The following is a 22,348-nucleotide window of genomic DNA, read 5'->3' on the forward strand; positions in this document are numbered from 1 at the left end:
ATGAATATGTATAAGCATGAGCTGAGCGCTTACCGGAAGTCCTTGTTCGGCTGGATCAGCGCCTTGGTTGGCATCAGCATTCTGATGATGTCCATGTTTCCCACCTTTTCAAAAGATGCTGGGGCCTTTGTTGCCTTGCTCTCTAATATGCCGGATGCGGTATTGGCCGCGATGGGGATTCATATGGAGACCATCACTTCAGTGCTTGGCTTCTATGGTTATATTTTTGTTTACATTCTACTTGGCGGGGCTATTCAAGCGATGCTGCTCGGCACCACTATCCTGTCCAAGGAGGTTCGGGATAAGACCGCTGATTTTCTACTGACGAAGCCGGTCACCCGGCAGGCGATTGTGTCATCCAAGTTACTGGCAGCCCTGACATCGCTGGCTGTTACCAATATCATCTATATGGCTGCAGCTTGTCTCATCACTGCGCTTGTATCGGAGTCAGCATTCAGCTTGAAGCTGCTAATTCTTGCGACACTCCCGCTCTTCTTCGTGCAGCTGATCTTCTTTGCGACAGGGCTGCTTGTCTCGGTTATCTGGCCGAAGATGCGAACGGTGCTTCCCGTATCGCTTGGCGTGGTGTTTGCCTTTTTCCTGATTGGGGCGCTTGGGGCAACAACAGGCGATGATAAGCTCCGTCTGTTAACGCCGTTCAAGTATTTTGATACGTCATACATTGTCGAACACTCGTCTTATGAGAGCCTGTATCTATTCATCACGATCGCTTGGGTTATTCTCGCGACAGCTCTCAGCTATATCATTTATATGAAGCGCGATGTGCATGCGGTGTAGGGAGGGAACCGGAGATGAATATATTTTGGAGAGAGATGAAGGCCCAGCGGAAATCACTCATCATCTGGTGCGTCGGCATGGTCTTCCTGTTGATTGCGGGAATGAGCAAGTATGCCACCTTATCTGTTCCTGGTGAATCGCAAACGCTGAATGAGCTGATGGCGGATATGCCGAAGTCCTTGCAGGCTATATTTGGGGTCGGCTCGCTTGATTTATCTACGGTAAGTGGATATTACGGCGTACTGTTCCTGTATATTGCGATGATGGCCACGATCCATGCTGGCATGCTTGGGGCCACGATCATTGCGAAGGAAGAACGGGATAAGACTGCGGAGTTCCTGCTTGTTAAGCCGATCACACGCAGTATGATGCTGACCTCGAAGCTCGCTGCTGCATTGGTCGGCGTGGTCATTCTGAATGGAGTGACGTCAATAGGCTCGCTGATGGCCGTGCAGAGCTACAGCAATGGCGAGAACGTGAATCAAGACATTATGCTCTTGATGGGAGGACTCTTCATACTTCAGCTTCTCTTCATGCTGCTGGGGAGTGCAGTAGCCTCGCTCTTGAAGCTTCCTAAGCGTGCTGCAGGATTGACATCAGGCCTATTGCTGCTGACCTTTTTCATATCTGTTGTAATTGATATCAGTGGCAATCTGGATGCTCTCAAATTCCTCACGCCGTTCAAATACTTTGATGCCAAGACCGTGCTTGAGGCAGGAAGCTTAAGCATGGGATACATGCTGCTGTCGCTTGCACTTATGGTGCTGGCGCTAGTAGGGACTTATGTTGGGTATAACAAACGGGATTTGAAGGTATAGGGGCGAACCGCTTCTCGTTCGGATGAAGCAGGGCATCTATTCAATCCATAGGACAGCTATCTATGGAGGGAAATGTTCGATCGTCCACAAGAGGCCGCGGCTTACAGCGAAGCTGGCTCGTATGAGTCATGCAGCAGGTCAGCCGCGGTCTTTTTTTATTTGTTCAAGGCAAAAAGAAAGTTATATTTGGAGGCATGCTTCAATTCGTCGGTAATAATCTCAAATAACATATCGCGGTACTTTCCCTCGGGCAAGCATTGCCGAATGACCCGGTAACGCTCTACGGCTTTTAATTCCCCAAATAATGCCTGCTGGATGCCTTGAATGTAGCTGGAAGGCTTGTTGAAGGTTTCCTGATTGGAGACTTGAACCTCTTGACCTGTGAAGTCCCGATAAATGTCCCGAAACATTCGATTATGCTTGCGCTCATCGTCTCGAATCGAAGCGATGATGTCTTTTTGTTCTTGTGTAGGAGCTATGCTAATCAAATATTGGTAAAACATTTCATCCTCACGTTCTCCTTGCACAGCCTCGTGAACCATCTGAAGAGCAGTCTGCAAGCAGGAGGTCGATTCGTTGCGGTACGGAATAGGGGGAATCATCATAGGCAGGCAGGGTGAATAAGGATAAGGCGGGGGATACGGAATATACATAAACGTACTCCTTTCCATATGCTGTCATCATGACAATCTATGATGGAGCTTGAGGCAGGTGAATGCCTAGCGAAAATAACGACATGATAAAAACGCCCTTTCGCCAATAAGGCAGCGATAGGGCGTGAATCTGCCTGAGCGGCAGCCGCGTGAAAATGGTTCATAACCGTTACTGGTCAGCCTTGCTTTTTGAAAAAGTTCAGCACCCAATGGATGTTGTACTTATCTTGAATCTGGCCATGCAGGGCGCCAAAGAACGTATCCTGCAGCTCCACAACCGTCTTGCCTTCCTTCGCCAGCGCTTCATAGATAGAGCGAATCTCTTCCTCCTGCGTAAATTGCACCATAACGCGAGTAGAATCTCCTACGGTTATGTGGTGCCCGAATGTGGCGGAGAAATGAAGCGTGCCTCCATTGGCCAAAAACAGCTCAGCGTGGAGCACGCGCCCTTCTTGCGCATTTAGAATTTTGGTTGTGCCTCCGAAGACCTCGGTGTAAAAATTCAGGGCTCCTTGTACATCTTCGACAATGACATAAGGATACAACTGGTTCATTGTGAATGCCTCCCGCTTTACTCAAATGAACATCTTCTCTATTCATTATGGAACGAAGAAGATATGTTATACTATAAAGAACAAACGTTCCCTAGTAAAGGAGAAACCTTCAAGTGATGAACGAGCCAACCTCTGTCGTGCAGATTGCGGTCAAAGCCTTGGTGCAGCATGTCTTTCTCAGCGGCAGCATTGATTCGGAATTCAGTACCGCAAGTCCTTTGATAGAAGGCACGAGAGCGCATCAGAAGCTGCAGCAGCAGTATGGTGAGCAGGATGAGAAGGAAGTCTATGTGAGCTGCGAGATTCCGTATGGAAGTCTAGTCTATAAAATAGATGGCCGGTGCGATGGCGTGCTGGTGAAGGAGGAAGGACTCACCATCGATGAGATAAAGTCCACCTCTTTGGACCTCGCGCTGTTAACGAAGGAATCGTATCCGGTGTATTGGGCACAGGCAAGATGCTACGCCTATATTCTGGCCAAGGAGCGGGGGCTTGAGCGCATCCGTGTGCAGCTTACTTACATTCACACGGGATCAGAAGAGATCCAGGTGTTTCAGGAGGAGCTGACTCAAGGTGAGCTGGAGGCATTTGTCCACAAGGTGATCGAGCAGTACGCTCCCTTCGCAGAGATGCTGGTGCGTCATCGCGAGGAGCGGGATGAGAGCATTCAGGCGTTGGCGTTCCCATTTGAGCGATACCGTCCAGGTCAGCGCAAGCTGGCAGGCGCGGTGTATCGAACGATTGACGAAGGTGTTCGCCTCTTCGCCAAAGCCCCGACAGGCATCGGCAAGACGATATCGACTTTGTTCCCTGCAGTGAAAGCCATGGGGCAGGGGATGCTGAAGCGAATCTATTATTTAACCGCGAAGACCATTACCCGCACTACTGCTGAGGAAGCGTTTCATCGAATGGAAGCACGGGGACTGAAGCTGCACAGCGTCACTTTAACGGCTAAAGAGAAAGTATGCTTTCAAGACAAGATGAGCTGCCGCAAGGAAGATTGCCCTTATGCGAATGGCTATTACGATCGTTTACACGAAGGGCTGCTGGACATGCTTACGCATGAGACGAGGATCACTCGTCCCGTTATCGAAGCCTATGCCAGAAAACATACCTTATGTCCGTTCGAGTTCGGACTGGACGCTTCGTATGCAGCGGATGCGGTCATATGCGATTATAACTATATCTTCGATCCGCGCATTTCCTTAAAGCGCTTGATGGGAGAAGTGCGCAGCAAGACTGCGCTGCTTGTCGATGAGGCGCACAACCTGGTTGATCGTGCGCGTGAGATGTATTCAAGCACGCTTGTTAAGTCTGAGGCGCTAGAGATTCAGAGGGCTTACAAAGGCGTAGATGATGGTGTCTCCCAAGCGGCTAAGGCGATCAATCAATATTTTATTGATCTTAGAAAGACCACGGAGGAGAAGGAGTGGGTTCAGCAGGAATCGCCTGAGGCATTATTGGCACTTGCAGAAGCCTTCTCGATACAGGCAGAGCATTATCTTATGTCGGCTTCGACAGGTCATGATGGGGATGAGCGGCTGCTGGATGTGTATTACCAGATCCAAAGCTTTATTCGTACGGGCAAGCTGTATGGCGAGCAGCATGTGACTTATGTGGAGCAGAGCAGAAATGAGGTTACACTGAAGCTGTTCTGTCTGGATCCTTCGGATCTCCTAAGACAGATGGGCAAAGGCTTCCGCAGCCATATCTATTTTTCCGCGACGCTATCTCCCTTGTCTTATTACCGAGATATGCTGGGAGCGAACGAGGAGGATTATTCTTTATCCGTTCCGACGCCGTTCTATCAGGAGCAGCTTGATGTAATCGTGCAGCCGCTGTCAACTCGATACCATGATCGGGAGCGCACGCTGGGTACATTGCTCCAACTCCTCACGCAGCTTGTCGAGAATCGCCAAGGCAATTACTTGTTCTTCTTCCCTTCTTATGCGTATTTGCGAATGATAGAGGAAGCCTTTATGACAGAGGAGCGGACAAGCCAGTATGATATCTTGATCCAAGAAAATAGGATGGATGAAGAGGCGCGCGAGCAATTCCTAGCGAGATTCGACGCTGACAACGAGCGTACGATGATTGGGTTCGCCGTGCTTGGCGGAATCTTCTCGGAAGGGATCGATCTTGTTGGAGACCGGCTGACGGGTGTCGTTGTCGTTGGCGTGGGGCTGCCGCAGCTAAGCTTTGAACGCAATATTATTCGTGATTACTTTAACCAGGCAGGGCGCAATGGCTTTGACTATGCCTATATTTACCCGGGGATGAACAAGGTTCTTCAGGCTGGGGGCCGGCTCATTCGCTCGGAAGAGGATGAAGGCATTCTCGTGCTCGTAGACGACCGTTATCTCAGTCCACAATATCAACGGCTGCTGCCGGAGGAGTGGGCACATTATCGAGTGAGCAGCATCAATGATTCGATGCATTAGGTTGATGGATAGTCTGGGGAGCAGAAGGGACATCCGGAAGCTTCAATGGCTCGGACAAGTCATCAGTGTTCCATGTCGAGTCATGTACCCAGTCTAATGAGCGCCAAGCGGTGATACGGATACAGCAGCAGGGTAATCTGGTAGGTTGCTGCTGTATCGCCATGCTCCCACCATCGCAGTTCCTCCATGGGATGAAGGCTGGCCCCTATCCAGCATGCTGAGAGCTGCGCTCGCCGCTCCCTTTTACCATAGAATTGCGATTAGTCCTGGCTTGTCTGACTCGGCAACAAGATATGAGGAGGACGGGGTTTCTAGTCACCGAATCTTCAAGGAGCTGCCGTTCTTAGCAGATGCATTCTCTATGGAATTACGTTACGCTTATAGAAACACCGTGCATATGTAGATTGATTATAGATCTGATATGTAGAATCTACTTCTACTGTGATAGGAGCTGGAGTGATGGAATTCAGAGTAAAGGATCTGTTTCAAATGGATACGCTGCAGCAGGCCTTTGTGGTAAGCGGCAAGCAGGGACTCGACAATCCCATTCGGGGAGTCACTATTATTGAAGCGCCTGATATCGCAGAATGGATTAGCGGCGGGGAACTGCTGCTGAGCAGTCTATATCCCTTGCAATCCTATAACGACCAAGAGCAGCATAACTTTATGATTCAATTGGTTGACAAAAATGTAAGCGCTTTAGTAATTAAGACCGGAAGATTCGTTCAAGATATCCCAAAAGGCATTATTGCAGCATCGGATGAGTATCATCTGCCTGTTATCCAAATTCCACGGCAGATTCCCTATCGAGAGATCATGTATCCGATCATGGAATCGCTATTTAACCATCAGGTCACCAAGCTTAAGTATTTCAAAGAAGCGCATGATCGGTTTATTGCCTTAACGCTCTCCAACAAAGGATCGGAGCAGATTGTGCATACACTTGCCAATCTGATTGGCAATCCGGTGACCTTGTATGATCGGAATTTCTTCCCGATGTCGACGACCGATTCCCAATTCAGTTCGTTTGAGGTGCTGCAAAAGGAAACCGACGCTTTGGCGATTGATACGGAATTCCCATGCCATAGACAGCGTGCGAGCTATCCGGACTGGGGAGGCAAGACGTGCAATCAGTATGTCATTCCGATTGAGACGGTCAATCAGATCAGGATTCAACTCGTGATTCACGAGGTGTACAAGCTGGTGGAGGCACTGGACTTTATCGCGATAGAGAATGCGGCGACCTCCATGTCATTGGATCTGGTCAAGCAGTATGCGGTGGCTGAGGTGGAGATGAAGTATAAGGATGATCTTATCGATGATCTGCTTCATGCGAAGATTGATTCCTTGCAAAGCGTCTACCAGCGTGCTAATTTGATTGGCTGGGACTTAAACAAGACCTATGTCGTGGTGCTGTTTCGCCTTCAGCATTCAGGGGGCAGCGAAGCGGAAGAGGTGGATCTATACGGCTTGCATCACCCTTATCAGCGTACTCTCTCTGACATGATCCAGCAGCGCATTCCAGAAGGGCCGATTCGGATCAGGAGCGATCAGCTCGTTGTGCTGTGGGGAGTAGATCCTGCAGAGGAGGATAAGGGCGTCTGCATTCAAGGCATTAAGGAGGCAGCCAAGAGCATCCAGCAAGCCTTCTACAAGCGTGTTCAGCATCTCGATATTCAGGTTGGCATCGGCAATGCGGCATATGCGATATCCGAGCTGCCAAGAAGCTATAAGGAGGCACAGGATGCCTTGCAGCTTGGCGCGACGATTAAGGGCCAATCCGCAGTAGCGGCTTTTTCTGATCTAGGCATTTATCGGCTGCTTTGTCAGATTGAAGATCCGGAGTCGCTTACGAATTTTTCCCGCCTTCCTTACAGAAGCTGCTCGATTACAAGCAGCCCAATCGGGATGATCTCATTCAGACACTGCGAGTGTTTTTGCAGCAGCATCACAATGCGGCCAAGACCGCTGAGGAATTGTTCTGCCATTATAAGACGGTGACGTATCGGATGGATCGGATCAAGGAGATTACAGGTCTTGACCTTGATGATCCAGATGAAGTGCTGTCGATCCAAGTGGGGCTGAAGATTGTGACGCTGCTTGGCGATGAGCTTATCGAAGCGGGGGCCAAGGCATGAATACTACGGCTTGGAGCCCGCTTTAGTTCAGGTGCAGGTGTAGGTGCAGGTATAGGTGTAGGTGTAGGTGCTCCTTGAAGATAGCAAGGCGCCGCCATCAATCAATCGTCCGCGTCAGCTCTTTAGTCGAATAACGTGATAGTCCATTATTTACTCCGCTCATGAGAATGATGACATTCTTGTGGGCGGATTTTTTTGTCTGCATTTTTGAATGTCTGCGAATGCATGCAGCGTGCAGCCGCTCCAATTGTAGAGATTACAGGAGCTTACTCACAAGAATCACTCACACCAAATCAGGACGCTCACTTGTCAATCGACTTCGCAAGACATATTTATGTTATCCGATATGGATAAAAGTTGAGGCTGTTTTTTATCGAGATGCCTCGATGTTTAATTTTTATAAAGCGCTTACAATCGAGTTGTAAACAAAAATCAGCCTCGAGAAGAGGCAAAGAGCGTATCTTTCGTTGCTTCGCTGAGGCTTAGGAAGGCTGTTGAATGGACTTCAAGCTTGCACACATCTTGCAGAAAGGACAGATACGATGATGGATGCGATCCAAACCGATACGATTCGATTGATTGAATGGTTAAGCCAGTTCGGGAACGACCCTAAGGGGGGCGTTTCACGTTTGCTGTATACCGAAGAATGGGTAGATGCACAACGCGCATTAGAGCAATACATGCAAGAGGAAGGGTTTACGACGTATTACGATGAGATCGGCAACTTGTACGGAAGGCTCGAAGGCAGCCAATATCCAGATGAAACGATCGTGAGCGGCTCCCATGTGGATACCGTGCGCAATGGCGGCAAGTATGACGGACAGTATGGAATTATAGCAGCGATCATGGCTATGAAGGCGCTCAGACAAGAGCATGGGGAGCCGCTTCGCACCTTGGAGGTTGTGTCATTTGCCGAGGAGGAGGGCAGCCGTTTCCCTTACACCTTTTGGGGCAGCAAAAATTTGGCCGGCATGGCGAAGAAGGAAGACGTGCAGGAGATTCAGGATTTCAACGGCGTGCCTTTCGTGGATGCCATGAAGCAGGCGGGATTTGGCTTCCGTGACGAATCGAGTACGCTTCGCAGCGATATTAAAGCTTTTGTCGAGCTTCACATTGAGCAGGGTAGCGTGCTGGAGCATGAGCAGCTGTCCGTGGGTGTCGTTCACAGCATCGTTGGACAACGCCGCTTTACGATCGAGATTCATGGCGAGGCCAACCATGCGGGAACAACGCCGATGGGCTATCGCAAGGATGCGGTGCATGCCGCTGGACGCATGATTCAGCAAATTCTAGATTTGGCGCAAGCCTATGGCGATCCGCTTGTATCTACGGTCGGAAAGATCGATGTGAAGCCGAATGTGGTCAATGTCGTACCGGGGAATGCCCTGTTTACCTTGGATATTCGCCATACCGACAAGAAAGAGCTGATTCGCTTCACGGACGAGGTCACTGAGCTGATGAAGCGTACGGCGGAATCGCTAGGTGTCGAGATCACGATTGACATGTGGATGGACGAAGATCCTGTTCCGATGAATGCCGAGATTATACAAGTTCTGGAGAAGCAATGCGAGAAGCACCATATTCCGTTTAAGCTGATGCACAGCGGCGCAGGACACGACTCACAGATCATGGCCAAATTCGTGCCAACCGCCATGCTGTTCGTTCCAAGCCGCAAGGGGATCAGTCATAATCCCGAAGAGTATACAAGTCCGGAGCATCTTGCAGACGGTATCCGTGCTCTAACTTATGCGCTGTATGAGCTGGCTTATGAAGCATGAGGCATTCAATCTGACACAATAGCGAGCAAACAACCAATTGCGCAGAGGAGAGTGAAATAGTGAAGGACACAAGCCAACAGGAAAAGTGGGAGTATTGGAAAAAGGTCATCGTGATGCTTTGTCTTGGATGGACAGTGATTTGGATCTATCGGACCATCCTGAATCCGATTCTTCCAGAGATTCAACGTGATCTCAATGTCACATCAGATGCAAGCATGGGCCTTATCTTCAGTGTCTTTTTCTTTGCTTACACGATGATGCAGATCCCGTCAGGGCTGCTTGCCGATAGGTTTGGGCGCAAGTCGATTATTATACCGGGTTTTATCTTATTTACGTTAGGAGCCGTCCTCGTCGGCTTCTCCACCTCGCTCATGTTCATCTTAGTCGCGAGCTTCATTACAGGACTTGGCCAAGGAACGTATTATGGCCCGGCGTACTCGATCTCTTCTGAAACGATACCAAAGGAAAAGCGGGGGATATCCACAGCCATCATCAATAGCGGTTCCGCTTTAGGTATGGCGATCGGATTAATCGGCTCCAGCTTTCTTGTGAAAGAGGCCGGCTGGAACTGGCGCGTGCTGCTCTTTATTACGGCTGGTCTCGCATTCAGCTTAATGCTGGTCTTCGCGAAGAACATCAAGAAGACGGCGGTGCCGGCTAAAGCTTCGGGAGCAGCACAGGATGATGCAGCGGATGCGGAGGAGAGAGCGACGCTGAAGCGTCTGCTCGCCAATCCGAAGATGGTCGCTTCCTATGTGCTTTATTTTGCAACGTGCTACGGGTACTACATGATTGTCACCTGGCTGCCTTCCTACTTGCAGGAGGAGCGCGGGTTCCATGGGACAGCCATTGGTTTTGCTGCTGCGCTCGTTGCCTTTAGCGCGGTGCCCGGTGCCCTCTTATTCAGCCGCTTGTCCGATAAGTTCATGAACAAGAAGATTACGTTCATTATTATACTGGAGCTTCTGGCTGCTGTGATGCTGTACCTGACGGTATCGGTAGGCACCACGACGATGCTGATCGTGTGCTTGATTCTTTACGGCTTCCTCGGGAAGCTTGCGGTAGAGCCGATTCTAATCTCTTATGTAGCGGATATTGCGCCTAAGCAGGGGGTTGGAACAACGTTTGGCTTCTTCAACTTCTTCGGCATGATGTCGTCGGTCGTAGCGCCATTTGTTACCGGTCTGATCTCGGATGCGACAGGCAGTAAGGTGCTAGGCTTCTATCTGGCCACGATCATCATTCTCGTAGGAGCTGCGGTGATGCTGCTGGCTAATATCAAGAAGACGCCGCAGAAGGCTTAGGCCGTAACTTGTAATCAAAGCGAATCTCATTCTAGCAGAACCGTTTCCCTTTAAAGACACTTGAATAGGAATGGAAGACAGACATAAATAGCCGTATATGAAAACGGATTCAACAAAAAGGAGAGTATCAATTATGGGATATCCACAAGATTTGCTAGCAAGCCGCTCCATTATTAAAAGAGGCAATTTTGCCTTAATTCCGCCGGAAGGTCTCGTCAAGAATGTCGTGCCAGGATTCGAACAATGTGATCTGACGATACTGGCTTCTCCACGGCTTGGCGCCAAATTCGTTGATTACCTGGTAACGATGCACGAGGGCGGCAAAAATGCTCAGGGCTTCGGTGAAGAAGGCGTAGAAACCTTCGTGTACTGCATGGAAGGACAGGTAAGCGCTTCGGCTGATCAGGAGACCTTCTTGCTTGAAGCAGGCGGCTACCTGTATTGCCCGCCAGGCGTAAAGCTTTATCTGGAGAATGCGCAGTCGAAGGATACGAAATTGTTCTTGTATAAGCAAAAGTATGCGCCGCTCAATGACAGCAGCCGTAAGCCATGGGTCGTATCCGGCAATGTGCATGACATCGTGGCAGTGGATTACGACAACATGACGAACGTGAAGATTCAAGACCTGCTGCCCATCGATCACGCATTCGATATGAACTTCCATATTCTATCGTTTGAGCCGGGAGGCTGTCATCCCTTTGTAGAGACGCACTATCAGGAGCACGGCGCCATTATGCTCTCAGGCGAAGGCGTCTACAATCTGGACAATGAATGGATTCCGATCAAAAAGGGCGACTACCTCTATATGGGGCCTTATGTTCCGCAAGCAACCTATGCGGTAGGCAGAGAGCCGTTCGCTTACTTGTATTCCAAAGATTGCAACCGGGATGCCGCCTTGTAATTCGGCTTACGATGATAATCGCTCAACCGTCTGCTGCCTGCATAAGCAAACGCCGGGTGGTGTGTCTGCTCCGTGAGGTCGCAGCTTAAGGCGAGGCCAACGGCGTAGTCGAAGGCAACAGGCTAAGATTCCTGCGCCATCGTAAATCGTTATGAATGGCGCGAGCCAAGCAGCAGACGGAATACATGCAGAGAGGGAACTGACATGAGAGTAACCAAACAGAAGTTGCATCAGCTTATTCGTACCAAGTTGTCTCTGGCAGGCTTGTCCCCAAGCCATGCAGATGTTGTAGCGGACGTGCTCGTTCATGCAGATGTCCGCGGCGTCCATTCCCATGGCGCGATGCGAGTTGAATATTATGCCGAGCGCATCGCGAAGGGCGGCACGAATGTGAACCCGCAATTTACATTCGAGAAGACAGGGCCATGCTCGGCTGTCTTCGATGGGGACAATGGCGCGGGCCATGTCGCTGCGAAGCAGGCGATGGAACACGCGGTGAATATGGCCAAGGAGAACGGCATTGCCATCGTTGGCGTCCGTCGCATCGGCCACAGCGGCTCCTTGTCGTATTATGTGCAGCAGGCTGCAAGAGAGGGGCTGATTGGAATCTCGGTGTGCCAGTCCGATCCGATGGTGGTGCCATTTGGAGGAGCAGAGGCCTACTATGGAACGAACCCTATAGCCTTTGCCGCACCTGGAGAGGGAAGTGCGTTAATCACCTTCGATATGGCAACCACGGTTCAGGCCTGGGGCAAGATTCTCCATGCACGCTCCAAGCATGAGGCCATTCCAGACACTTGGGCGGTAGATGAGCATGGGGTAAGGACCAATGATCCGTTCAAGGTTCATGCGCTGCTGCCAATTGCAGGTCCGAAAGGCTATGGACTCATGATGATGGTCGATATTTTGTCCGGTGTGCTGCTAGGCTTGCCATTTGGCAATCGTGTCAGCTCGATGTATCACGACTTGACGGAAGGCAGGAATCTTGGACAGTTGCATATCGTCTTGGACCCTTCCTTCTTCACGGATCTTGAGACCTTCCGCCGCAACATTTCGCAGACGATGCAAGACCTGAACGGCATCAAGCCTGCGCCAGGGTTCGAGCAAGTGCTGTATCCCGGACAGAACTATGATCGGATTGAACAGGAGAATGAGGCCAACGGCATCGAGATCGTAGATGAAATCTACGATTATCTCACATCTGATGTCATTCATCATCATAAGTACGACCATAAGGACCCGTTTGCTACGTAAACAAGCGATTGCTGCAAGTTCACACATTCCTATTTTCGACTACAAGACAATCTGAGGTGAAGCAGGATGCTGAATACAATCATTAAGAAAAATGCCTATCAAGATTCCGTCAATTTGATGCTGCTGACGAATCATGTTTCAGCGCTTCAGGGCGTATATCAGGCCTCGATCATGATGGGGACGCCGGCAAATAAGGATATCATGCGCAACTCCGGGCTCTATACGGAGGAGCTTGAGCAGGCTGGAGCAAACGATATGTGTATCGTCATTGATGCAGAGGGAGACGACAAGCTGGATCAGATCCTTGCTGCTGTGGATGAATTCTTAAGCGACCAATCCGTCAGCACCAGCCAGTCATCGACAACGAGCGTACGCTCATGGGAGCGTGCGATAAAGGAAAGCCCGAATGCCAATCTCGCTATGATCTCGGTGCCGGGTCAATATGCAGCGGCAGAAGCCGAGAAAGCACTCGATTATGGGCTGCACGCGTTTATCTTCAGTGATAATATGCCGCTGGAAGAGGAGCTTAAGCTGAAGCAAAAGGCGCATGAGAAGGGGCTGCTTGTAATGGGTCCAGACTGCGGAACAGGAATCCTGTCTGGCGTTCCGCTTGCCTTCGCGAATCGGGTGAAAGCAGGCAATATCGGCGTTGTCGGCGCATCAGGCACTGGGATTCAAGAGGTGACGACGCTGATTGACCGCATGGGCGGGGGAATCAGCCATGCGATTGGTACAGGAGGACGCGATCTCTCAGAGGGCGTCGGCGCTATTACGATGATGGACGGCATTCGCGGATTGGCGAACAACAGCCAGACAGAGGTGATTGTAGTCATCTCGAAGCCACCTGCGAGGGAAGTGCGCGACAAGGTGATGCTGGAGCTGCATGGTCTATCGAAGCCGGTTGTAGCCTTGTTCCTCGGGGAGAAGCCTGCTTGCCATGAAGGCCATGTATATCAGGCCTATACCTTGGAGGAAACAGCAAGAATTGCGATTGATCTGGGCAAAGGCGTTTCGGTACAAGCGGCGTACAGTGTGCCAATTGAAGCGCCGAGCGTTGAGCTGAAGCCAGAGCAGGTCTCGATTCAAGGCTTGTATGCAGGAGGAACCCTGGCTGCTGAAGCGGCGATGCTGATTGCGGACGCACTTCAACTGCAGGATGGATTGATCCATGAGTCCGGCTATGTGCTTCGTTCGAATGGACATTCCATCGTCGACCTTGGTGACGATATGTATACCCAAGGCAAGCCGCATCCGATGATTGATCCGGCTACTCGAATTCAGCATATCGAGAACGCTGCGGCAGATCCATCCACGGCTGTCATTTTATTCGATGTGGTGCTTGGCTACGGCGGACACGATGATATGGCGAGCGTGCTCGCTCCTGCGATTGGAAAGGCAGCCGCGAAGGCAAGAGAGGAAGGCCGCAATCTGTATTTCGTGGCAGCCTTGTGCGGTACGCATCAGGACCCTCAATCCTACACGGAGCAAAAGCGCAAGTTTGAAGAAGCCGGCGTTATTGTTAAGGAGAGCAATAACCAAGCAGTGCGCACGGTCCTCGCTATGATGAAGCTTGATATGGAGGATATGCCGAAGCATCATCGTCCAGCGGAAGCTGCTGCTGCTTCAACAAAACCAGCTTCTGAGGCGATTGAAGCACTGCTCAGCAGCAAGCCGGCCGTTATTAATGTGGGGCTGTCCAAGTTTACAGCATCGATTACAGAGAGCGGCGCTGCTGTTGTTCAGTACGATTGGCGTCCGGTTGCCGGGGGCAATGCGAAGATGCAGCATATCTTGCATCAATTGAATCAATATCGCTTTGAAGAATAGTACTTTTCCATTCTATATGGATTTCGTTTCTACATTTTTTAAAGCTAGGGTTAAATCATAGCGTTCGCAAGGCGCCTCCGTCTTTACGGCGGCAGCGTTACGCTACACATGGTTAGCATGAAGCAATCATTAGGATCATGGATACAGTAGATAAACGGCTGGGAGGGAACTCATATGAAGATGAAGACGATAGATGATGCCAATAAGGCTGTTATCGATAAGATTGTCGGCGCAGCGCCGTTTCTGGTAGACGTTGTGCCCGCGCATACCGTAATTCCTGAGCTCGAAGAGAAGGCATTGCTGCATGCTGGACCGCCGATTGCCTATCAGGATATGACGGGACCGATGCAAGGGTCATGCGTAGGCGCTGTGTTATTTGAGGGCTGGGCAGAGGATGAGGCAGAAGCAAGGAGCATGCTCGAGGGCGGCAAGATCACCTTCATCCCTTGCCACCATGTGAAGGCAGTAGGTCCTATGGGAGGCATAACGTCAGGTCATATGCCGGTATTTGTCGTCCAGAACCGTTCAGAAGGCAACGAAGCATACTGCATTATGAATGAAGGAATTGGCAAGGTGCTGCGCTTCGGCGCATATTCCGAAGAGGTTATCAATCGATTGACCTGGATGAAGGATGTGCTTGGTCCCACGCTATCGCGTGCGCTTCAATCAACCAAGGATGGCCTTAATCTGAACGTGATGATCGCGAAGGCGATTACGATGGGCGATGAATTCCATCAGCGTAATATTGCGGCTTCGCTCGTTTTTTTGAAGGAAATCAGCCCTTATATCGCCAGTCTGGATATGGACAAGCAGGACATGCAGAGCGTCATCAAGTTCTTAGCGGACACCGATCAGTTCTTCCTGAACATTATGATGGCCGCCTCCAAGGCAGTGATGGATGGCGCGCGCATGATGGAAGCGGGCACAGTCGTCACCGCTATGTGCCGCAACGGCAAGGACTTCGGCATTCGGATCAGCGGTATGGGGGATCAATGGTTTAGCGCACCTGTAAACACGCCGCAGGGCTTGTTCTTCACCGGTTATTCACAGGAAGATGCGAACCCGGATATCGGAGACAGTGCGATTACGGAAACCTTCGGCGTCGGGGGGATGGCGATGATCGCAGCCCCAGGTGTTACACGCTTCGTCGGCGCCGGGGGATTCCAAGATGCCTTGGCAACGAGCAACGAAATGGTGGAGATCTCGATTGACCAGAACCCGAACTTCACGGTGCCGACATGGGATTTTCGCGGCATTTGCCTAGGCATTGATGCGAGAAAAGTTGTAGAGACGGGCATTACGCCAGTCATTAATACCGGTATCGCGCATAAGGAGCCAGGGGTAGGGCAGATCGGTGCCGGAACGGTTCGTCCGCCTGTGGAATGCTTTGAGAAGGCGCTTGAAGCCTATGCAGCTAAGCTCGGATTGGTTTAACGCGCCGCTCTACACCACTTCCTTCAAGGGAGAGGAGATGCATGCTGAACTGCCGGCACTGCTCTCCCGGAAGCGGTTTGGACATGTCCATAGTTTATTTGACAACGGCATCAATATCGCGATGGGAGAGGAGCTTATCTTTATCGGTACGACGAAAAATGGCCGACTGCCCTTCGGCATCCATCTGGAGATGGAGAACTTACGAAGATTGTGTCAGTCGGTCAGGCATCATGATATTGTCGTCGCTTCGATGCCGGATCTCCTCTTGTTTCGCCATCCAAGCTATCCGCTCGCGCTGGACTTGTCTCAAGCAAAGCGGTATCAATACAAGCTTCGGACAGAGCAGTACAATCGCTATCTTGATTTATATCATGCGGATCAAATGGTGGACATTTGCCGCCATTGGGGCATCTCTAATGGCCTTGATGCAACATGGGGCGCCGTTCTAGCTGCCAGTCCGGCACAAGCCGATTCGCCAAATGATCTGTCTATAGGCGTGCAATTCCCTTTGGAGACTTTGTTTGATGCGATACGGATCGGCGAAGAACGGTCTATAGAGCAGCACTTGCGCTATTATCTAGGCAGAGGACAAGGCCTAACGCCGTCAGGCGATGATATTCTGCTTGGCATCCTAGCTGTGCAGGCCTTAACGGCCGCCTTTCATCCGTCATTATTGGAGCAGATGGATCGTATTCTATCAACAGAACAGATAACGACTGATGTTAGCAAAGCTTATTTGAAGCATGCGCTGCATGGTCGCTTTAGTGATAAAGTTGTCGCGGTATTAAATGCGATGATGCAAAAAGACGTTTCTCATTTTCAAGCAGCGGTTGTTCGTTTGCTGCAGACCGGGCACAGCTCGGGGATCGATACAGCGTATGGAATCGCGAATGCCGTCATGGCCCTAAGGAGGTATAAGCATGTCAAGACGAGTTGTGATTGCATTGGGAGGTAACGCGATTCTGCGGCCCCATCAAGAAGCAACCTATCTGAATCAGCTTGAAAATGTGCGCAAGAGCAGTGAGATTATCGCTGAAATTGTACAGCAGGGTTATGAGGTCATCGTTACACATGGCAACGGCCCGCAAGTAGGTCTAATTTTAAGGCAGAATGAAGAAGCGAAGGGCGTCGTTTCTCCTTTTCCACTCGATGTATGCAATGCGAAATCGCAAGGCATGATTGGGTATATGCTCGATCAGTGCTTGAAGAACGAGCTGACAAGACGCGGACTGCGCCAGCAGGTCGTCAGCGTGCTGACACAGACGCAAGTCTTGTCTGATGATGTAGCGTTTCAGCGTCCGACCAAGCCGATCGGAACGTTCTACACCGAACAGGAAGCCCGCATCATTATGCAGGAGAAAGGCTGGGAGATGCAAGAGGATGCGGGAAGAGGCTGGCGTCGTGTGGTTGCTTCTCCTCAGCCTCAATCGATCATGGAAGCAAAAACGATTATGGAGCTTGTGGCAAGCGGTGTTATCGTTATTGCTTCAGGCGGAGGAGGCATTCCTGTCGTGCAGGCCGCAGATGGCACGATTGCCGGCGTAGAGGCTGTAGTTGACAAGGATCGCAGCGGTTTGAAGCTTGCGCAGGAAGCAGACGCCGACATCTTTATGATGGTAACCGATGTGAACCATGTGTTTATCCACTACGGAACGCCTGAGCAAGAGGCGCTGCGTCAGGTCAGCGTGCAAGAAGCAAGACAACATATGGAAGATGGCCAATTCTCCTCTGGCAGCATGGGGCCGAAGATGGAAGCAGCGATTCAATTCGCTGAATGGGGCAAACGCGCCATTATTTGTTCCCTTGATGAAGCGGCTGCCGCCATTGAAGGCCAATCAGGTACACATATTTCTTAACTGCCTGCTTTTGTGGAGCAAGATAAGGGATATTCCCATTCAAAAAAGAAGAACAGCTGCAGTAGAGGCAGCTGTTCTTTCACGTATATAAGGGGATGATTTACACGGATGGAACAAAAGAAAATAATTTATTTGATATAGGCGTGACTGACAAGCGCATTGGTAATCACGTCTGAAGGAATCGTGAATTCCACAGAGCCCATGCTCCCAGGCGCTACTTCATATTTATCGAAGGAGATGACGAGCTTGCCGTTGTTGTTGATATAAAAGTGTTGATCAGGTTTGATGGTGGTGAAGGCATCGCCATCTTCCGCATTCTCACCGATCCAATACACCTTGTCGCCATCTTTTTTCATTTGAGCTTCCATTTGTTCTCGAATGTTATTGCTGATCAAGGCAATGTAGCTGTCATCCTTGAACAAGCTTGGCAGGGTAAGCAGTACTTCATTCTTTTTATCAATAGTATCAAATTGCAGCGTTTCCTCTGTTGAACCCACGGTCTTTTCCACATACCGCGCTATGGAGAGAATACGGTCATTGTCTGTCTTCACCTCATAACCGCTGACAACGCCGAGGTGGCCTTCGCCTTTTTGCTGCTTCATTTGTTTCATAAAGCTTTGATACAGTTCTTTATTCTCGTTGACATATTTACTGTTCAGCAGCTCCTCGAGTGCTTTGTTGTTCATATCTTGAATCGCAGGCACTTGAAAATCTGCATTATAATGGCCTTCGTCGACTTTATAGTCACGGAAGGTGACCACCTTGACGAGCGAATTGAGCACAGGTACCTCTGACAATGCATGTACCACAGCTGGACTTGCATTTACGCTCCCTACAAAGATGACCACTGCAGCAGCGGCAGAACCTACAGCCCATTTTATCGTTTTCATTCCTCGAACATCCTTTCTTCTGCTAGCTTTCAAAGCTTGATTCACGACATCATCCAATTCTTGAGGAATAGGAATATTGTCATACCTTTTTTTCAACGGATCCAAATTACGCATGTTGGCGGACCTCCTCCATAGAATCATCCTTTAGCTTTACTCGCAGCAGCTTCAAAGCTTGATAGAGGCGAGTCTTAATGGTATTTACATTTTCACCCAGAATGTCTGCGATCTCTTCGATCTTGAGATCCTCAAAGTAACGCAGCACGATGACACTTTTATATTTAAAGGGCAGTTCTTCGAGCGCCTGCTCCAAATCCAAATTGTGATAGTGATCCTCCGATTCCAGACCCAGCGTGAGCAGGACCTCATCATCGACAGGCTGAACCCGGCTTCGCTTGCGCAAGAAGTCCAGCGCAGTGGTAACCACGATCCGGAAGTACCAGCTCTTCATGGATGCGGGCTTATGCAGGGTGTTCAGCGAAATAAATGCCTTTTGGATCGCTTCTTGGACGATATCAAGGGCATCCTCTTTGTTGTGCACATAGCTGTAGGCTAATCGATACGTGCTCTCCTTATGTTCGGTTATGCACGAGACCAACAGCTCTTCGAAGCGTCTACGATTCATGGAGTGAGCTCCCTCCTTTTTTGTACATGCTCCTTGTTCTCGTCTCTGTAAGCAAGACGTATGAAGGCTAGCAAAAAGTTTGGATGCATCATAAATTTATTTGTTTCGCATTTATGGCATGGAAATGTGTGGATGAACATCTTCGGATGACAAAACAACGTCAGAACAGCAAAAAAGCAGAGACACCGTGATGGCGTCTCTGCTTGCATTGAACATACGCATATGCGATTTGATTGGTTCTTACATGTAGCCCCAGATCATCGTTAACAGAGTACCGAAGATGGTGACAAGACCAACAAACAGCGCATAGATAATGTTGATATACAGGGTAGACTTCGTTCCTTTCTCTTCTTGAATATGCATGAACAAGAAGAGCTGGATGGAAGCTTGAATCGCGGCGCTGACAAGCAGTATCGTCAGCTTCACGTTATATGACAAATCTGGAATCAGCACTACCAAAGCGACTGCGGATAGGACAAGTGACAACAGATAGCCCATGACATGCTTGATTGGAAATAGCTGTTTCATCATATCACATCAGTCCTTTCAGATAGACGAAGCTGAAGATGAAGATCCAGACAACGTCCAAGAAGTGCCAGTACAAGGAGAAGATAAACGACTTGTTCGCTGTGTATTCATTAAAGCCCTCACGCTTGATTTGAATCATGATGGCGATTCCCCACAGCAAGCCTAGCGTAACGTGGGCACCGTGAGTACCGAGCAATATGAACAAGCTGGACAAGAATGCACTTGTCTGAAGTGTCGCACCTTCATGTACATAGGTATAGAATTCGAAAATCTCAATCCCTAGGAAGCCTGCGCCCAAGAGAAGGGTTATCAGATAAAATACCAGAGTCGGCTTCTTGAGTCCTAAGCGCATGCTGTGGACGGCAAGGCCAATCGTAAAGCTACTTGTTAAGAGAAGGAAGGTCTCGGCAAGAACCGGCTTCATCTCAAAAATCTCTGCTGCAGTCGGACCGTTACCAGCCCGCTGCCATAAGGTTAGATACACGGCGAACAGCGTAGCGAAGAGTGCAATCTCTGCCCCCAGGAAGATCCAGAAGCCAAGAATCTTGTTGCTATTCTCTTCCGTGCGATATTCTAAAGGCAACGTATGATTTACTTTCATACGGTCTCACCCCGCAATCGTTGTTCCGTTTTTTTGATCTCGCTGACAGGGATGTGATAGCCATGATCGCGCTCGAAGGTGCGAATACCAAGCATAACGAGAACGCCGAGCCCTCCAATAATAGCCGGTACCCACCAGCTGAATACGAGAGCAAAGCCAAGGAAGAAGAAGATAACGCCGAGAATAAACGGCTGCCCGCTGTTGCTAGGCATGTGAATCTCTTCAAGCTCGTCTTCAAACAGCTTTTCTTTGCCCTTCTTCATGTTCCAGAAGCAATCCAAGCTTTGTACTTTAGGCGTAATCGCAAAGTTGTAATCTGGAATCGGGCTATGTGTTGCCCACTCCAATGTACGTGCATCCCATGGATCGCCCGTTGTGTCGCGTGGCGCATAACGGAAGCTCCAATAGATGTTGTACACGAGAAGACCAAAGCCGATTGCAAGTCCGACCGCACCGATGGATGCAATCAAGTTAAGCGGACCGAAGCCCGTCTCGGCAGAATACGTGTACATACGACGTGTCATCCCTTTAAGTCCTAAGAAGAACAATGGCAAGAAGGTTACGTTGAAGCTGATCGCGATAACCCAGAATGTAAGCTTGCCTTGGCGCTCATTAAGACGGAAGCCAAACAATTTAGGGAACCAGTAGTACATCCCTGCGATAACCGCAAATACCGTACCTGGAATCAATACATAGTGGAAGTGAGCGACCAAGAACATCGTGTTGTGATATTGATAGTCGGCACTTGCCATCGCAAGCATAACCCCTGTTACGCCGCCAACCGTAAAGATTGGAATAAAGGCTAGGGAGTACATCATTGGTGTCGTAAATTGAATCTTCCCTTTTCGCAGCGTAAACAGCCAGTTGAAGATCTTGACACCGGTTGGTACGGCAATCGCCATCGTGGTGATGGAGAAGATTCCGTTGACCATCGCACCATGTCCCATCGTGTAGAAGTGATGAGCCCATACAAGGAAGGATAGTGCGGAGATCGCAACCATACTGACGACCATGGATGTATAACCGTACAGGTTCTTTTTCGAGAAAGTTGAAATAATTTCACTATAAATACCGAATGCAGGCAGGATAACAATATATACCTCAGGATGTCCCCATACCCAGAACAGGTTCGCCCACAGCATATCCATACCGCCGTTGGCCATCGTAAAGAACTGCCCGCCAAAGAGCCGGTCGACTGTCATCAGCGCAAGCGCAATCGTCAATACTGGGAATGCGAACGTGATAATGACACAAGTGATCAATACAGACCATGTGAACATTGGCATTTTCATCAAAGACATGCCAGGCGCACGCATTTTAATAATCGTAACAATAAAGTTGATTCCCGTCATCAATGTACCAATACCGGCAATCTGTAAGGCAATTGCGTAATAGTTGATCCCTACTGTAGGGCTGAACTCATTGCTTGCAAGCGGGAAGTATGCCGTCCAACCTGCATCAGGCGACCCACCGATAACAAAGCTAATGTTGAACAGCATTGCACCAAAGAAGAACAACCAGAAGCTGACGGCGTTCAGCCTTGGGAATGCAACGTCGCGTGCACCGATCTGAAGGGGAACGACAACGTTCATTAGTCCAATAATAAATGGCATTGCCATGAACAGGATCATGATGACCCCGTGTGTTGTAAAGATTTCATTATAGTGCTGGGCATCAAGCAAGCCATTCTCAGGCCTTGCCAGCTGTCCTCTCATCAATAGGCCATCCATGCCTCCGCGGAAGAGCATGAGAAGGGCAGCGATGATATACATGATGCCGATACGCTTATGGTCAACAGTAGTCAGCCACTCTCTCCAGAGATAGCCCCACTTTTTGAAATACGTTAACCCGACAACGATGGCTACGGATACCAAGACAATACTGGCCATCGCACCGTAGATCATCGGTTCACCGGTAACGAAAAATTCATCCCATTTCATACCGTGCTGGC

At 49.7% G+C, this 22,348-nt stretch carries 20 protein-coding genes; 13 read left to right on the forward strand and 7 right to left on the reverse strand.

Annotated elements, in window-relative coordinates:
• The gene (locus B9Y93_RS12395; protein ID WP_085494736.1) at window positions 1-798 is read left to right on the forward strand and encodes an ABC transporter permease subunit; all 798 of its coding nucleotides are present in this window, start codon (window positions 1-3) and stop codon (window positions 796-798) included.
• A 14-nt stretch (window positions 799-812) separates the two neighbouring features.
• The gene (locus B9Y93_RS12400) at window positions 813-1,616 is read left to right on the forward strand and encodes an ABC transporter permease subunit (protein ID WP_085494737.1); all 804 of its coding nucleotides are present in this window, start codon (window positions 813-815) and stop codon (window positions 1,614-1,616) included.
• 155 nt (window positions 1,617-1,771) lie between these two features.
• On the opposite strand, the gene B9Y93_RS12405 is transcribed toward B9Y93_RS12400, so the two are convergent.
• Both B9Y93_RS12405 and B9Y93_RS12410 read right to left on the reverse strand, forming a co-directional pair.
• The gene (locus B9Y93_RS12405) at window positions 1,772-2,269 is read right to left on the reverse strand and encodes a ferritin-like domain-containing protein (protein ID WP_085494738.1); all 498 of its coding nucleotides are present in this window, start codon (window positions 2,267-2,269) and stop codon (window positions 1,772-1,774) included.
• A gap of 176 nt (window positions 2,270-2,445) precedes the next feature.
• Window positions 2,446-2,823: a VOC family protein gene (locus B9Y93_RS12410; protein ID WP_085494739.1), complete on the reverse strand. Its 378-nt coding sequence runs from the start codon at window positions 2,821-2,823 to the stop codon at window positions 2,446-2,448.
• Window positions 2,824-2,939: 116 nt separating this feature from the next.
• On the opposite strand from B9Y93_RS12410, the gene B9Y93_RS12415 reads away from it, so the two are divergent.
• The 11 genes from B9Y93_RS12415 (at window position 2,940) to arcC (ending at window position 17,756) form a co-directional block, all read left to right on the forward strand.
• Entirely contained in the window at window positions 2,940-5,264 is a 2,325-nt protein-coding gene (locus B9Y93_RS12415; protein WP_085495127.1) for a helicase C-terminal domain-containing protein, read from the forward strand.
• A gap of 459 nt (window positions 5,265-5,723) precedes the next feature.
• Window positions 5,724-7,265 (forward strand): PucR family transcriptional regulator, encoded by a 1,542-nt coding sequence (locus tag B9Y93_RS12420; protein WP_244903390.1) that lies wholly within the window; start codon window positions 5,724-5,726, stop codon window positions 7,263-7,265.
• Entirely contained in the window at window positions 7,196-7,402 is a 207-nt protein-coding gene (locus tag B9Y93_RS24885) for a helix-turn-helix domain-containing protein (protein ID WP_244903391.1), read from the forward strand. The genes B9Y93_RS12420 and B9Y93_RS24885 overlap by 70 nt, the downstream gene beginning before the upstream one ends.
• Before the next feature lie 545 nt (window positions 7,403-7,947).
• A complete protein-coding gene (allC, locus tag B9Y93_RS12425; protein WP_085495128.1) occupies window positions 7,948-9,180 on the forward strand; it encodes an allantoate deiminase in 1,233 nt (410 codons plus the stop codon).
• 59 nt (window positions 9,181-9,239) lie between these two features.
• Window positions 9,240-10,484 (forward strand): MFS transporter, encoded by a 1,245-nt coding sequence (locus tag B9Y93_RS12430; protein ID WP_085494740.1) that lies wholly within the window; start codon window positions 9,240-9,242, stop codon window positions 10,482-10,484.
• A gap of 133 nt (window positions 10,485-10,617) precedes the next feature.
• Entirely contained in the window at window positions 10,618-11,385 is a 768-nt protein-coding gene (gene allE, locus B9Y93_RS12435) for a (S)-ureidoglycine aminohydrolase (protein ID WP_085494741.1), read from the forward strand.
• Window positions 11,386-11,589: 204 nt separating this feature from the next.
• Window positions 11,590-12,639 carry an ureidoglycolate dehydrogenase gene (gene allD / locus B9Y93_RS12440; protein ID WP_085494742.1) on the forward strand — a complete coding sequence of 350 codons (1,050 nt, stop codon included), beginning with the start codon at window positions 11,590-11,592 and terminating at the stop codon, window positions 12,637-12,639.
• 66 nt (window positions 12,640-12,705) lie between these two features.
• Window positions 12,706-14,466, forward strand: a complete 1,761-nt coding sequence (gene fdrA / locus B9Y93_RS12445; RefSeq protein WP_085494743.1) for an acyl-CoA synthetase FdrA — start codon at window positions 12,706-12,708, stop codon at window positions 14,464-14,466.
• A gap of 174 nt (window positions 14,467-14,640) precedes the next feature.
• Complete coding sequence (locus B9Y93_RS12450) at window positions 14,641-15,900, forward strand: YlbE family protein (protein ID WP_085494744.1); 1,260 nt, start codon at window positions 14,641-14,643, stop codon at window positions 15,898-15,900.
• On the forward strand, window positions 15,875-16,855 hold the full coding sequence (locus B9Y93_RS12455) for an oxamate carbamoyltransferase subunit AllH family protein (RefSeq protein WP_085494745.1): 981 nt from the start codon (window positions 15,875-15,877) through the stop codon (window positions 16,853-16,855). Before B9Y93_RS12450 ends, B9Y93_RS12455 begins: the two co-directional genes overlap by 26 nt.
• Window positions 16,821-17,756, forward strand: a complete 936-nt coding sequence (gene arcC / locus B9Y93_RS12460; protein WP_085494746.1) for a carbamate kinase — start codon at window positions 16,821-16,823, stop codon at window positions 17,754-17,756. The genes B9Y93_RS12455 and arcC overlap by 35 nt, the downstream gene beginning before the upstream one ends.
• A 128-nt stretch (window positions 17,757-17,884) precedes the next feature.
• Here the strand turns inward: arcC and rsiV are convergent, their stop codons facing one another.
• The 5 genes from rsiV to qoxB form a co-directional block, all read right to left on the reverse strand.
• A complete protein-coding gene (gene rsiV / locus B9Y93_RS12465) occupies window positions 17,885-18,760 on the reverse strand; it encodes an anti-sigma-V factor RsiV (RefSeq protein WP_085494747.1) in 876 nt (291 codons plus the stop codon).
• Window positions 18,753-19,268, reverse strand: coding sequence for an RNA polymerase sigma factor SigV (locus B9Y93_RS12470; protein WP_085494748.1), 516 nt, complete (start codon window positions 19,266-19,268; stop codon window positions 18,753-18,755). The genes rsiV and B9Y93_RS12470 overlap by 8 nt, the downstream gene beginning before the upstream one ends.
• A 240-nt stretch (window positions 19,269-19,508) precedes the next feature.
• Window positions 19,509-19,796: a cytochrome aa3 quinol oxidase subunit IV gene (gene qoxD, locus B9Y93_RS12475; protein ID WP_085495130.1), complete on the reverse strand. Its 288-nt coding sequence runs from the start codon at window positions 19,794-19,796 to the stop codon at window positions 19,509-19,511.
• Between the two features lie 4 nt (window positions 19,797-19,800).
• A complete protein-coding gene (gene qoxC, locus B9Y93_RS12480) occupies window positions 19,801-20,397 on the reverse strand; it encodes a cytochrome aa3 quinol oxidase subunit III (RefSeq protein WP_085494749.1) in 597 nt (198 codons plus the stop codon).
• A complete protein-coding gene (qoxB, locus tag B9Y93_RS12485; protein WP_085494750.1) occupies window positions 20,394-22,337 on the reverse strand; it encodes a cytochrome aa3 quinol oxidase subunit I in 1,944 nt (647 codons plus the stop codon). Before qoxB ends, qoxC begins: the two co-directional genes overlap by 4 nt.
• Between the last annotated feature and the right edge of the window lie 11 nt (window positions 22,338-22,348).

The sequence above is a fragment of the Paenibacillus aquistagni genome, from assembly GCF_900177815.1.
Taxonomy (GTDB): Bacteria; Bacillota; Bacilli; order Paenibacillales; family Paenibacillaceae; genus Paenibacillus_B; species Paenibacillus_B aquistagni.